Origin of the sequence: Staphylococcus sp. HMSC067F07 (genome assembly GCF_001837405.1) — a bacterium.
Taxonomy (GTDB): Bacteria; Bacillota; Bacilli; order Staphylococcales; family Staphylococcaceae; genus Staphylococcus; species Staphylococcus capitis.
The window spans coordinates 63,089-74,627 of sequence record NZ_KV832235.1 but is presented as its reverse complement, the minus strand read 5'-3'; the positions used below and the strand labels follow the sequence as shown (position 1 = coordinate 74,627).

General features: G+C 29.0%; 16 protein-coding genes. 12 read left to right on the top strand and 4 right to left on the bottom strand.

Annotation, left to right across the window (positions count from 1 at the left end; all coding sequences use genetic code 11):
• The coding region (locus HMPREF2706_RS07045) for an LPXTG cell wall anchor domain-containing protein (RefSeq protein ID WP_141761277.1) at positions 1-866 on the top strand (866 nt) is incomplete at its 5' end.
• Positions 867-913: 47 nt separating this feature from the next.
• Here the strand turns inward: HMPREF2706_RS07045 and HMPREF2706_RS07040 are convergent.
• Positions 914-2,203, bottom strand: coding sequence for an aminotransferase class I/II-fold pyridoxal phosphate-dependent enzyme (locus tag HMPREF2706_RS07040; protein ID WP_064212373.1), 1,290 nt, complete (start codon positions 2,201-2,203; stop codon positions 914-916).
• Between the two features lie 193 nt (positions 2,204-2,396).
• On the opposite strand from HMPREF2706_RS07040, the gene HMPREF2706_RS12375 reads away from it, so the two are divergent.
• The 7 genes from HMPREF2706_RS12375 (at position 2,397) to pmtD (ending at position 6,629) form a co-directional block, all read left to right on the top strand.
• A complete protein-coding gene (locus HMPREF2706_RS12375) occupies positions 2,397-2,492 on the top strand; it encodes a Trp-rich small protein (RefSeq protein WP_016898690.1) in 96 nt (31 codons plus the stop codon).
• Positions 2,493-2,725: 233 nt separating this feature from the next.
• Positions 2,726-2,896 carry an SE1626 family protein gene (locus tag HMPREF2706_RS12105; protein ID WP_023350009.1) on the top strand — a complete coding sequence of 57 codons (171 nt, stop codon included), beginning with the start codon at positions 2,726-2,728 and terminating at the stop codon, positions 2,894-2,896.
• Between the two features lie 177 nt (positions 2,897-3,073).
• Positions 3,074-3,451: a PSM export ABC transporter transcriptional regulator PmtR gene (locus tag HMPREF2706_RS07035; protein WP_002453644.1), complete on the top strand. Its 378-nt coding sequence runs from the start codon at positions 3,074-3,076 to the stop codon at positions 3,449-3,451.
• On the top strand, positions 3,451-4,350 hold the full coding sequence (locus HMPREF2706_RS07030; RefSeq protein ID WP_070597649.1) for a phenol-soluble modulin export ABC transporter ATP-binding protein PmtA: 900 nt from the start codon (positions 3,451-3,453) through the stop codon (positions 4,348-4,350). Before HMPREF2706_RS07035 ends, HMPREF2706_RS07030 begins: the two co-directional genes overlap by 1 nt.
• Positions 4,347-5,006, top strand: a complete 660-nt coding sequence (locus tag HMPREF2706_RS07025; RefSeq protein ID WP_049427668.1) for a phenol-soluble modulin export ABC transporter permease subunit PmtB — start codon at positions 4,347-4,349, stop codon at positions 5,004-5,006. The genes HMPREF2706_RS07030 and HMPREF2706_RS07025 overlap by 4 nt, the downstream gene beginning before the upstream one ends.
• Positions 5,007-5,025: 19 nt before the next feature.
• Positions 5,026-5,898, top strand: a complete 873-nt coding sequence (gene pmtC, locus HMPREF2706_RS07020; protein ID WP_002435900.1) for a phenol-soluble modulin export ABC transporter ATP-binding protein PmtC — start codon at positions 5,026-5,028, stop codon at positions 5,896-5,898.
• Complete coding sequence (gene pmtD, locus HMPREF2706_RS07015) at positions 5,898-6,629, top strand: phenol-soluble modulin export ABC transporter permease subunit PmtD (RefSeq protein WP_049427669.1); 732 nt, start codon at positions 5,898-5,900, stop codon at positions 6,627-6,629. The genes pmtC and pmtD overlap by 1 nt, the downstream gene beginning before the upstream one ends.
• A gap of 32 nt (positions 6,630-6,661) precedes the next feature.
• Here the strand turns inward: pmtD and HMPREF2706_RS07010 are convergent, their stop codons facing one another.
• Positions 6,662-7,225 carry a thioredoxin family protein gene (locus tag HMPREF2706_RS07010; RefSeq protein WP_023350010.1) on the bottom strand — a complete coding sequence of 188 codons (564 nt, stop codon included), beginning with the start codon at positions 7,223-7,225 and terminating at the stop codon, positions 6,662-6,664.
• A gap of 166 nt (positions 7,226-7,391) precedes the next feature.
• On the opposite strand from HMPREF2706_RS07010, the gene HMPREF2706_RS07005 reads away from it, so the two are divergent.
• From HMPREF2706_RS07005 to HMPREF2706_RS06995, 3 genes are read left to right on the top strand one after another with little or no spacing between them, the layout of a single operon-like run.
• Positions 7,392-7,877, top strand: a complete 486-nt coding sequence (locus HMPREF2706_RS07005; RefSeq protein ID WP_002435934.1) for a hypothetical protein — start codon at positions 7,392-7,394, stop codon at positions 7,875-7,877.
• 50 nt (positions 7,878-7,927) lie between these two features.
• Complete coding sequence (locus HMPREF2706_RS07000; protein ID WP_023350012.1) at positions 7,928-8,485, top strand: HAAS signaling domain-containing protein; 558 nt, start codon at positions 7,928-7,930, stop codon at positions 8,483-8,485.
• A complete protein-coding gene (locus tag HMPREF2706_RS06995; protein ID WP_002435918.1) occupies positions 8,482-9,318 on the top strand; it encodes a DUF4097 family beta strand repeat-containing protein in 837 nt (278 codons plus the stop codon). Before HMPREF2706_RS07000 ends, HMPREF2706_RS06995 begins: the two co-directional genes overlap by 4 nt.
• Positions 9,319-9,416: 98 nt before the next feature.
• Here HMPREF2706_RS06995 and HMPREF2706_RS06990 read toward each other — a convergent pair whose 3' ends face one another.
• Complete coding sequence (locus HMPREF2706_RS06990; protein ID WP_047796473.1) at positions 9,417-10,457, bottom strand: C45 family autoproteolytic acyltransferase/hydrolase; 1,041 nt, start codon at positions 10,455-10,457, stop codon at positions 9,417-9,419.
• A 410-nt stretch (positions 10,458-10,867) separates the two neighbouring features.
• On the opposite strand from HMPREF2706_RS06990, the gene HMPREF2706_RS12100 reads away from it, so the two are divergent.
• Positions 10,868-11,038, top strand: coding sequence for a hypothetical protein (locus HMPREF2706_RS12100; protein WP_002435939.1), 171 nt, complete (start codon positions 10,868-10,870; stop codon positions 11,036-11,038).
• A gap of 72 nt (positions 11,039-11,110) precedes the next feature.
• Here HMPREF2706_RS12100 and HMPREF2706_RS06985 read toward each other — a convergent pair whose 3' ends face one another.
• Positions 11,111-11,509, bottom strand: a complete 399-nt coding sequence (locus HMPREF2706_RS06985) for a YolD-like family protein (RefSeq protein WP_002435923.1) — start codon at positions 11,507-11,509, stop codon at positions 11,111-11,113.
• Positions 11,510-11,539: the final 30 nt, after the last annotated feature.

Below are 11,539 nucleotides of genomic sequence, written 5' to 3'. Positions count from 1 at the left end.
GTCCAGAAAGTAAAGTGACTATGCCACGAAAAGAAGCAACACCAGATGCACCAATAGTTGAGAAAGATGAAAGTAAAGTAAATGTGAGTATAATACCAAGCGGTTTATCTACAAAAATTGAAATCGAATATATAAATCCAGAAGGGCAATCTGATACAATCATCGCAAGTAAAGATGAAGGTACTTGGAGCTTGAGTAAAGATATAACGGGCATCACTATAGAACCCGCTACTGGTAAGGTAACTATAGACTATTACGTTGTTTATCCTGAAAGTGAAATTACTGCAAGTGAAGTACATGGTAATAGCGACCATAGTAAATTAAATAGTGTGATTATGCCACGTAAAGAAAATGCACCTGAACCTCCAATTGTGACTGTAAATGAAAAAGAAGCTATAGTTATTATAAAGCCTAGAATTGAAGCAACTAAAGTTGAAATTAATTTTAAAAATAAAAAAGGTAAGGCGATATATATAAATGTTTATAAAAACGGTTCAGAGTGGTCTGTAGACCAAGTTATAGAAGGTATTATTTTAAACGCTCACACAGGAGAAATAAAAATAACTCATCTAGCTGTTAAAGATGGTAGTGAAATAATCGCTAGAGAGTATAAAGGCAATAGTGACGCAAGTATAGCTATTAGTATAAAAGCACCTACTAAAGTTACAAGTAAAGAAAGCTATAAAATTAAATCTTTAAAAGTGAAATTGAATGATAGAAGTAATGAAATGATGTATACCAAAAAGGATAAACTCTTAGAATTGCCACATACTGGTGAAAGTGAAAAAGCAAATAATACATTACTATCCAGTATTCTAATTCTTGGTTTAATGTTATTACGTAAATCACGTAAAAAAGAGATTTAAAAAAAGAAGAGTTGCTCTAAATATTTATGAGAGCAACTCTTCTTTTTCTATTTTAGATCATCAATAGCTTTAGCGATAGACTCAAACACGTGAGGAATATCGTCTTTTTCAACACAACTAAAGGCAATTCGAATATCCGTATCATTTAAGGCAATAATACCTATTGAATATTTATCAATTAAATGTTTGCGTAATATTTCTGGATCAACATGCTTAACTTTTAATGCCATGAAGTAACCTGAATTAAAATCATATGCTTTCCAATAGTCTGCATATTTCTCATCATAAACAACTTCCTTAGTAACTTCGTATCGATCTTTTAATGTTTGAATATTCTCCTCAATTTCTTTATCAAATTGTTTATTATTTTTTAGAACATGCTTGATAGCACTTTGGGATGGTAATGGCCCGCTTGAAATATTACTTCGAATTAAACCTTTAACTTTTGCTTCAAGTACATTTTGAGTTATTTCATTTTTAGTACCAAAAGTCATGAAGCCTACACGGAATCCCCAAGCAAAAAATTCTTTAGTAGCACCATCTAAGCGTACAGGTAAAATATTATAAGAATTCACCTGTGATAAAGCCGTAAAAATAGATTGTGTGTATACATCTTCATAGAATAAACCATAGTAAGCATCATCAACTACTGCAATCACTTTTGTTCCTTTATTAGCAAGTGTTTCAATAGCATTAACGATAGTTTTAACTTCTTCAGCTTTCGGTGTATAACCTGTTGGATTATTTGGATAATTTAGAATCATGATTACTTTATCTTTATTAAAGTTTTCTAAAGTTTCCACTAGTGAATCAGTTGTATAATGTCCTTCTTCATTGAAAATAGGATATGTTTCGATATTGGCTTTATGGCGAGTGTTGAACACTAGTTTATAGTTGCCCCAATTGTGCGTTGGTAATAAAATAGTATCATTTTCATCTACGAATAAGTCTGCAACTAAAGATAATCCATGAGTTAAAGCATTAGTCACGATGGGTCTACTTATCGCTTCTTTTGATAAATCAGGATTTTCATTTAGCATTTTAATTTGCCATAAGTCACGTAAGTCTTCAATACCTTGTGGAGGTGCATATGGAAAAACTTCATCTGGAGTTAATTCATTAAATATATTATTCAATGAATCAGCATACATTTTACCTTCATCATTTGTTGCCATACCAATCGTAGCATTATATTTAGTACTTTTGGCATCAGCAGATTGAGATAGAATACCTTTAGGATAGAACATTTCTTTACCTAAGTCAGATAACATGTCATATACTTCTGGATTGGATTGTTGTAATTCGTTATTTAAATTTTCGGCTAAAGGGCTTGTCATTTTCTAACCTCTCTTTAATAAAGTGTTTATATATATATTATCTTTAATTTGAATAAAGATAAAGCATTGATGATAGGGAATTAGGAAAATAAATTTTATCACTAATAGCGAACATATGTTCTATAATTTGTGTTAGAATATGTTTAGGTCATCAAATTATATGACACTAATCAATTCTGGGAGGTGTAGTATAATGACGTGGTGGCAAGATGGTTTAATAACATTGATTACAGGTGGCGTACTTGTCGTCTTTCGTATTTGGTTAGAAATTAAATGGAAAGACAAGTAGATGACCGAACACAAAAAACCCCAAGTCTGCTGGTACCAGACCTGGGGTTGTGTAGTATAATTCGTGGATACAAGTTTATTGTAACATTGTACTAAATTGACCGCAATCAATATTTAATTGTGGTAACTCCTAAATTTGATATCGTCTTCTAAATTATTGGAAAAGTTAAACTCATATACCGTTTTTATACCTGGTATTATTTGATATACTTTTTATGTGTTGAGGTGAATAAAATGAAGCACTTAACAAAAATATTCGTTGGACTAGCAATTGTGCTATTTGTAGTAGGCTATTATCTTCAAGCTACAGGTCATGAAGAGCAAGGAATTAAATTGCTACTTGCTGCAATTATGTTTATGATTTGTGCTTTTATCGATAGAAGTAATAAACGGAGAAAAAAATAGTGTACATTATTTAAGACTTAAGGGAAGTGTATCGTTCTCTTAAGTCTTTTTGTATATATTGTTTATACTCAATATTCTCTTGATATATAGGATTTTTCACAGAATTTAGTATATACACTTTACAAATCTGTATATATTGTATATATTATGTATATACAGAAGAAAAGGGGGACATCAATGAAATTAATTTTGAAAAACAACAGTGAATATCCCATTTATGAACAAATCAAGCAACAAATTAAAGAAAATATTTTGAAAGGTTATGTTGCTCCTGGCGAACACCTTCCATCAATGCGTGAGTTAGCTAAAGATTTACAAGTGAGTTTAATTACTACAAAACGAGCTTATGAAGATTTAGAAAAGGATGGATTTGTGACAACTATAAGAGGTAAAGGTACCTTTGTGAAGGAACAAGATAACTCAATTCTTAAAGAAAAGCAGTTCTTTGTAATTGAAAATTTGGCTAAAACAATGTCAAAAGAAGCAAAAACAATTGGGATGCCTTTAGAAGAATTGACTGAAATATTGTCTTTAATTTATGAGGAGGAAGACTGATGAATGCGATTGAGCTTAAGAATGTAAGTTATCAAACAAAAGATTTTCAGTTGAAAGATATCTCCTTTGAAGTTCCTAAAGGCTTTGTTACTGGTTTTATAGGTGGGAATGGTGCTGGTAAAACTACAGTTATTCGTTTAATTATGGATTTAATTCAATCTAAAAATGGTCAAATTTCTGTATTTAATGAACAAATGAAGGATAGTGCAGTAGAAATAAAAAATAAAATAGGCTTCGTTTATTCCGAAACGTATTTTAATGACAAATGGACCATTAAAAAGTTAGAGAATATCGTCGCCCCGTTTTATAAAAATTGGGATCATAAAATTTTTATGAGCTATCTTCAATTTTTTCAATTACCTTATAAGAAGAAAATCAAAACTTTTTCAACAGGTATGAAAATGAAATTGTCACTAGCTATTGCATTTAGTCACCATGCTGAATTATTCATCTTAGATGAGCCCACATCTGGACTAGATCCTTTAGTTAGAAATGAACTACTTGAGATTATTCAACAAGAATTAATTGATGAAGATAAAACAGTCTTCATATCGACACATATCATATCTGATTTAGAAAAAATTGCGGATTATATAGTTTATTTACGTGATGGTCAAATTATTTTTAATGAATCACGAGACACTTTATTTGAAAAATATAAAATTATTAGTGGTTCCAATGAAGACTTAGATGTGGAGTTGGAGGAATTGTTAATTTATAAAGAAGTTAGAAAAACTGGCTACATAGGCCTCACTGAACACTACCAAACATTTAAAGAATTATTTGGAAATAGAGTAGAAATTAAAAATCCATCAATTGAAGAACTAATGATATATTTAGAAAAAAATAAAAATCAACTAGATTTCAAATATCACCAACGAAATGAGAAACTAATATGAAACAATTATTAATAAGAAATCTTAAACTTCGAAGATGGACACTTTTGATTTATGGTTTATTACTCATATTCTTTCCGTTTTATCACTTAATCGATAGGCAACATTTACCGTATCTTGTTATTTCAGGACCTATAGGTATTATATTAACTATTATATGCTTAGTTGATGCTGGACATTTATTTAGAATCAATCGTAGATTAGGTGGATCTCAGTCTTACTTATTTTTTGGTAGTCTGCCAGTTTCAAGGAGAGATTTATTAAATGCAAATTACATCAGTTGCATAGTTTTAACAATTATTGGTGCAATAATCATAAGTTTATATGGCTATGAAACAAGTTCAATAAAGACAGATTCGATAACTTTTTCTACAACCTATTCTTTTATAATAGCGAATTTCTTTTCAATCCCTATCGCTTTTAATAAAAGTACAGAACAGAAACATAAAGACGTGCCTTATTTAGCATATGTATTTGGAGTTATCATTGTATTACCATTTGTCTTATCTACTTTATTTATCTTAATAAACGTTTTAGTTCACAAAGATAGTCATATTCCAGTTGTATATTCGTACTTCTTAAATTATGGCCTATTGATTATTAGCATCATAAGTTTAGTAGTGAATTATTTAATTCAAATTAGAAAAATAAAACATTAACCACTTAAGGGGGTCTACTATGAAATTAGAACAAATCACTAAAAAATATGGTCAAAATACAGTTATTGACGATATAAACTTTGATTTTGGAAATAGCCAAATAGTTGGTCTTATAGGTAAAAACGGTGTTGGTAAAACAACATTAATGAAAGTCATGAATGGTAATATTATTAATTACCAAGGGAAAGTTGATTTATCTAAAGATGAAAACGTAGGTTACTTAATCGAACATCCTAAACTTTATGACAACAAGTCAGGTTTATATAATTTAAAATTGTTCGCTCAAGTTTTAGGCAAAGGCTTTGATAAAGAGTATTCTGATCACATTATTGATGCTTTTGGTATGAGACCTTATATTAAGAAAAAAGTGAAAAAATATTCAATGGGTATGAAACAGAAATTAGCCATTGCGGTCTCTCTTATGAATAAACCAAAATATTTAATTTTAGATGAGCCTACAAATGGTATGGATCCAGATGGATCAATTGATGTTTTAAAAACTATCCAATCATTAGTCAAACAATTAGATATGAAAATATTAATTTCAAGTCATAAATTAGAAGATATTGAACTTATTTGTGATAGAGCTGTCTTCCTTAGAGATGGTAACTTTGTTCAAGATGTGAACATGAAAGATGGGGGACCAGAAGATAGTACAATCATTACTATTGAACATGATGATTTTAATAAAACTTTAGAATATCTAACTGAACATTATAAAGTGCAACAATCACAAAAAGATGCTGGTGAGATTATCATTAAAGCTCAAAGAGACTATAAACCACTATTAAAATCATTGTCTGAACAAGGTGTTTATCCTAAGTATATTGAAACGCGTAAAAGTTCTCTACGTGATACTTACTTTAATATTAATCAAAGAGGTGATAAATAATGAGAAGTTTACAGCTAGTCAAGTTCGATTTAATTAGTATTTTAAAAAGTCCTTTAACATATCTTGCATTAATACTAGTTATAGGAATGACAGTCTTCCAAGCAAGTATGCAAGCAGCATATAGCAAGTCTCATGAAGTAAATAACGAAATGGTCTTCGTACTGGCCAACTGGTTATTCTTATTCGCGGGATTATTATTTATCATTAAAACTATCACTAGAGATTATTCTCAAGGTACAATTCAATTATATATGAGTAAGGTAAGTAGTCGTATTGGTTATATTAATGCTAAAACAATTTCAATGATATTAATTTCTTTCTTATTTACTTTACTTCAATATCTTGTAATTATTGTTATTCAAGCATCTACAAAAGGTTCAAATGTTGACGGAGATAAATTCTTAAATAATATATGGTTTTACCTTATATTTTTCTTATTCTTTGGCTTATTCTTATTATTACTTACGTTAATTATTGAAAAGCCGGCAGTAATCTTTACTTTAGGTATTTTCTTATTACTTATCGTTCCATTTGTGCAACCTTTAATAGGTTTAATTCCAAATATTGGTGACGATATTCAAAAATCATTTAAATATATTCCATTTACTTATCTCACTGAGAAAATGACAGAGGAGATTAAATTCTCGCATTGGCAATGGTTTATTTCAATTGCTTCAATAGTAGTATTATTTGTAGCTAACATCTTATATGCTGCTAAACGAGATATTTAAGTTCAAAAATACTGAGGCTTTAGCCTCAGTATTTATTTATATAAAAGCTGATTAATTATGGAGTTATATACATTTTTCCAAAATGATGAATCTGTTTTAAATCTATTTGAAATAAGTAAGTGAGTTTCTTTAACTTTATCATCATATTGAGGATGATCTTTATCTGGTAATTTATCATTTCTCAAATCAACAACAAATTTTTCGACTTCCTTAGCTCTAGGTCCCCATACGGTTATTTGTTCATATGCACTGTTCATAAAAACAAAAATAGGAATCGATCTAGACTTACCATTTGTAAGATATTGATCAATTAAACGTGTGTCGTCATCTCTATGAAATACTCTAACTTCTAAATTTAATTCTTCACTTACACGTTTAAGTATTGGAAGGTTCATCATTGCATCACCACACCAATCTTCAGTGATGACTAATACCTTTGAGTAATTTGCATCTTTAAGCTTTGTAATACGGTCATCTTCTTCTGGTAATTTAAAGGATTTGTATATTGATAATAAATTATTTCTATTATCTTTCATTCGGTCAATGTACTCTTCTAGTGGCTGACTTTTTTTAAAATAAGTTTCTAAATTAGTCATAGAAATAACCTCCTTAATTATTTAGAATATTATAACAATTTTTTAACTTTAAAGATATTAAATTAACTCAATCATAATTTAATTATGAATGTGACTAAGTTGTTAGATGAAACTCCAAATTTCATATGCTATATTTAATAGAACAAGAGTGAAAGTGGTGACTCAAGTGCGTATACAAAACAGATGGGTGATTTCAACCCTTTTTTTAATTGGAGCAATTATTCTACTTTTCGGAATTATGTACTATAGAAGTATTAAAACAGTAGATTTATCCAATTATACTGTGAATGATATAGGTTTAAATGATCGTTTTAATCAGAAAGGGTATGTCATTAATAAAAAAATTAAATTAGATCGATTTAAATTTTATAATGACGAAAAGCATAAGGATTTAACGGTTAAAGTGAAAAATAAAAAGCACATTGTTAAAGGAATTGTTTTAATCAAGGATAAAAGTGTTAAAACGAATTTCGGAGTTAGAATAGGTGACTCAATTGATGATGTTATTAACGAGTTAGGAGATAGTTATAAAAGACATATGGTTGGTAAGCATTATAAATCTATTACATATACTGACCGCCAAAATAAAATGAAACTGAATATATTATATAAAGATGATATCGTAAAAAGAATAGAGTTTTTCAGTAAATGATAAATCTTGATAACTATTCTTTAATTCAAATTCAGGAAGAGTGACGATACATGGATAAAATTACTTTTTTAAATGAATTAGAATTAGCTTTAGATGATCTTCCTAGACGAGAAAAAGATAATAAAATGTACGAATATGAAAATTTATTCTATGAAGAAGAGTTAAAAGGTAGAAGTGAAGAACAAATAGTGAATAAATTGAAAGATCCGTATGATATAGCAAAAGAGATAAAAGCTAAAAGTGCTATCAGTTATGCTAAATCAAAACCAACAATCCAAAACATAACTAGAGCTATTATAGCCTCCTTAAGTCTAGGTATACTTTCATTATTTATTATATTAGTTCCAGTAGCGATTATTGCATTTCTGATTTTACTTTTGGTGTTTACAGCAGTCTGTTTACTATTCTCCCCATTGATCCTTATTAGTTATTCGATAATTAATGGGTTTTATAATTCACTGAGTAATATATTATTCTCTATCTCTTTAACAGGTTTAGGAATTATTTTTATTGTTTTAACATTAAAAATTATTGGATTAGTACATAATTTAATATTGAAATATTTATCATGGTACATTAAAACAGTTAAAGGAAGCGTTAGGAAATGAGGAAGCTTTTCATTAGCGGTTTAATTATATTTGCAATTTTCTTTATCAGTGGAACAGTTACTTGGTTTGCTTTTGATAAAGCTAAATATGAAAAGCAAAACTATAATAAGACTTTTAATAATCATTTCAGTCAGTTGTCAGTAAGTACAATTGGTTCTGAAATAAACATTGTTAAAGGTAATAAATTCAAAGTGGATTATCAAGGTGATAACGATGTATATGTATCTAAAAAAGGTAAAATGCTCAAAGTTACCGAGAAACGTGCTACTAATAGAGGATACGGATTAAACTTTAATCCTTTTCATTATAATAAGAAAAAACTCACCATTACAGTACCAGATAAACAATTGAAAGATCTTAGCGCTAAATCCGTAATAGGTGATGTACATTTGAGGAATTTTAATGCATCAAGTGCCACAATAATAAATAGTCGTCACTTTTCTATGGAACATTCAAATTTAAAATATTTAAATGTGGATGGTTCAAATAGCTTAGCTTATATTTGTGATTCATCAGTTAAAAAAGGAAACTTAAAAATCGATACTGGTAAGTTGACTCTTAGCCGTAGCGAATTCCAAGATTCAATCTTCCTATTGAATGAGGGAGATATTAATATGAATAAAATGAAATCTTCGAATGATATTAAAGCTTCAACAAAAAAAGGAGATATAAATTATAACTTTGAAGCTAAGCCTAAAAACACACTACTTAAGTTACATCCTGGACGTGGTGAAAAAGTAGTCAATAATAATAATTTTAAAGATGGTAAAGTAGGTAAGAGTAAAAACATTTTGGAATTTTATACGGTTGATGGTGATATTGTCATCAATTAAGTAACGCATTTTTTATTTAAATATTTGATTATTAACCCATAAATGAGTGTTGTACAATCACTCATTTATGGGTTTTATTCTATTTTTGAAAAATTATTTTAATATGTGGCAAATGTTAAATCGGTATCAATTTTTCCGTTTAGTTGATTTATTGTTAGAGTATTATTTTTAAGCCATTGATAAAAGTCTATTTTAGTCGGAGAACTATTTTCTCCAAGTCCTATCCACGTTGTTAAAGTTTGAGGTTCGTATAACGATGTGTGAATTGTTCCAGACCAACTCTTAAATAATTTACTATAAATATTATATTGAGGGTCATTAAATAATTTAAAAGCATTTTCTTTTCTTAAATCACTTCTTGTGGTGTTAATCACTCTCTCCAACCGTTCTTTAGATTCTTTAGTGTAGTTACGATTTTCATGTGTTAATAATTCAAAGTGATTCGTACATATAGGTTCATATCTAATATCTATAGAACGAGGTGTTACTTCGACAATGGCATAATTAGATTCTTTATCCATTAAAATATAACTAAAAGAGCTTCTATGAGGTAATTCTTTTAAAAGTTGTATAGCTTCATTAACGTTTTTACAATATTCAAGTATAAGTCTACCTATCATGTAGCATACAAAGCCATTTGCTGGTTTCTTGCGATGCATAAAATTATAAGCCATTGATAAACCATACTCATTCATTCCATCCATCCTGCCAGTTACTCTAGAAGTAGGTCCTATTTGAGCTAAACCACTATCATTTGGTTTGTATAGTAAATATCGACCATCATAAGTAGAGGGATGATAATCATAATTACGTAGTAAATAGTCTTTCCCTTTAAAAACTGTACAACCACTATCTTTTAAATCAGTAAAACGATAGTGTCCAAAATTTAATATAATTTGTTTAGTAGGTAGATTCAAAACGTCTTGCATACCTATTAGCTCGTCCCAAATTTTAGGAGCATAAATTTGAAAAATATTATATGTTTCTCTGACATCGATATCAAATCTTGGATTTCTTTTTTTCCATTCTTTTTCACGATTTTTTAATAAAGGAGTTCTTTGTAACCATTTCGCTGTTTCGACTCCTAAGTCATAATGAGAACCACGAAAAGTCATGATATCGGATTGAACATTTTGCATGTTAGTCATCCTTTCATTTCAAATATTTACTTTAATGTAATCGTAAATTAACTTAATGTTAATTGAATTACTATGGATGAAATATTACAATCGAATTGTATTTTAGTGAGGGAATTTTTTAATCTATGGGAGTGATATCTATGATTTCAGATAGTTGTAGAGCGATTGCTGATTCTGTTAAGTCATGGTGGTTAAGTTAATATTTATTTATAAGAGTAACAATTGGTTTGGAATCTCGTTATTAATTTCAGTTTGATTATTTAAATTAATCTTTAATTGACATATTACCATAAATATATATTTAGTTGAGAATGATTAATTTTTGAAACGGGTATTTATTTATTGATAGAGATAAGTATGCTATCATAGTGAATTGTAGATATGCATATTAATTTTAGAGGTGAAAAGTAATGTGGAACTTTATTAAAGGTTTATTTAAATTTGTATTTAGCTTATTAGCTATCACTACAGTTGTAGTAGGCGTAGGTGTAGTTGCCTTTGCTTATATCTTCAAAAAAGATTTCGAAGATATTGAAAGAAAAACTAAAGAAATTGTTTCAGATATTGAAAATAATAATTAATTAGTTCTAATAGTTTAGTACTAATTTGAGATAATTGTTGGCAATGCTTTAATAAGCTATTGCCAACTTTTTTTATGAGAAAGTAATATCAACAATATCTAAAATAGGGACTTTCTGATGATAGGTAGTACCTGGCTTTATCCCTTCAATTTCAAGATTTAATGAATCAATGCGATGTATATTAAGATTAACAAAATTAATATAACCTTCTTCATAATATTTTATATTAACAGGTTGAGATTTTTGTAATGCTTCGTGCAAGCGGATATTTAATTGAGCTAATTGATCGTCTGAAAGTACTGGTCTATCTATTTTATTTTGATCAATCATGTATTGATGGATAGTTTCGAATTGTTCGGGTAGCGTAGCGAACGGCGCCCATTTAACCATGCCACGACCAGCCGGAATATTCCTATCTAACATTTCACGTGGAATATTTCGATAATCCGTTTCATTCTTTATATCCGTCATCTTTAGATCACCTCGTTCGATATAATTCTA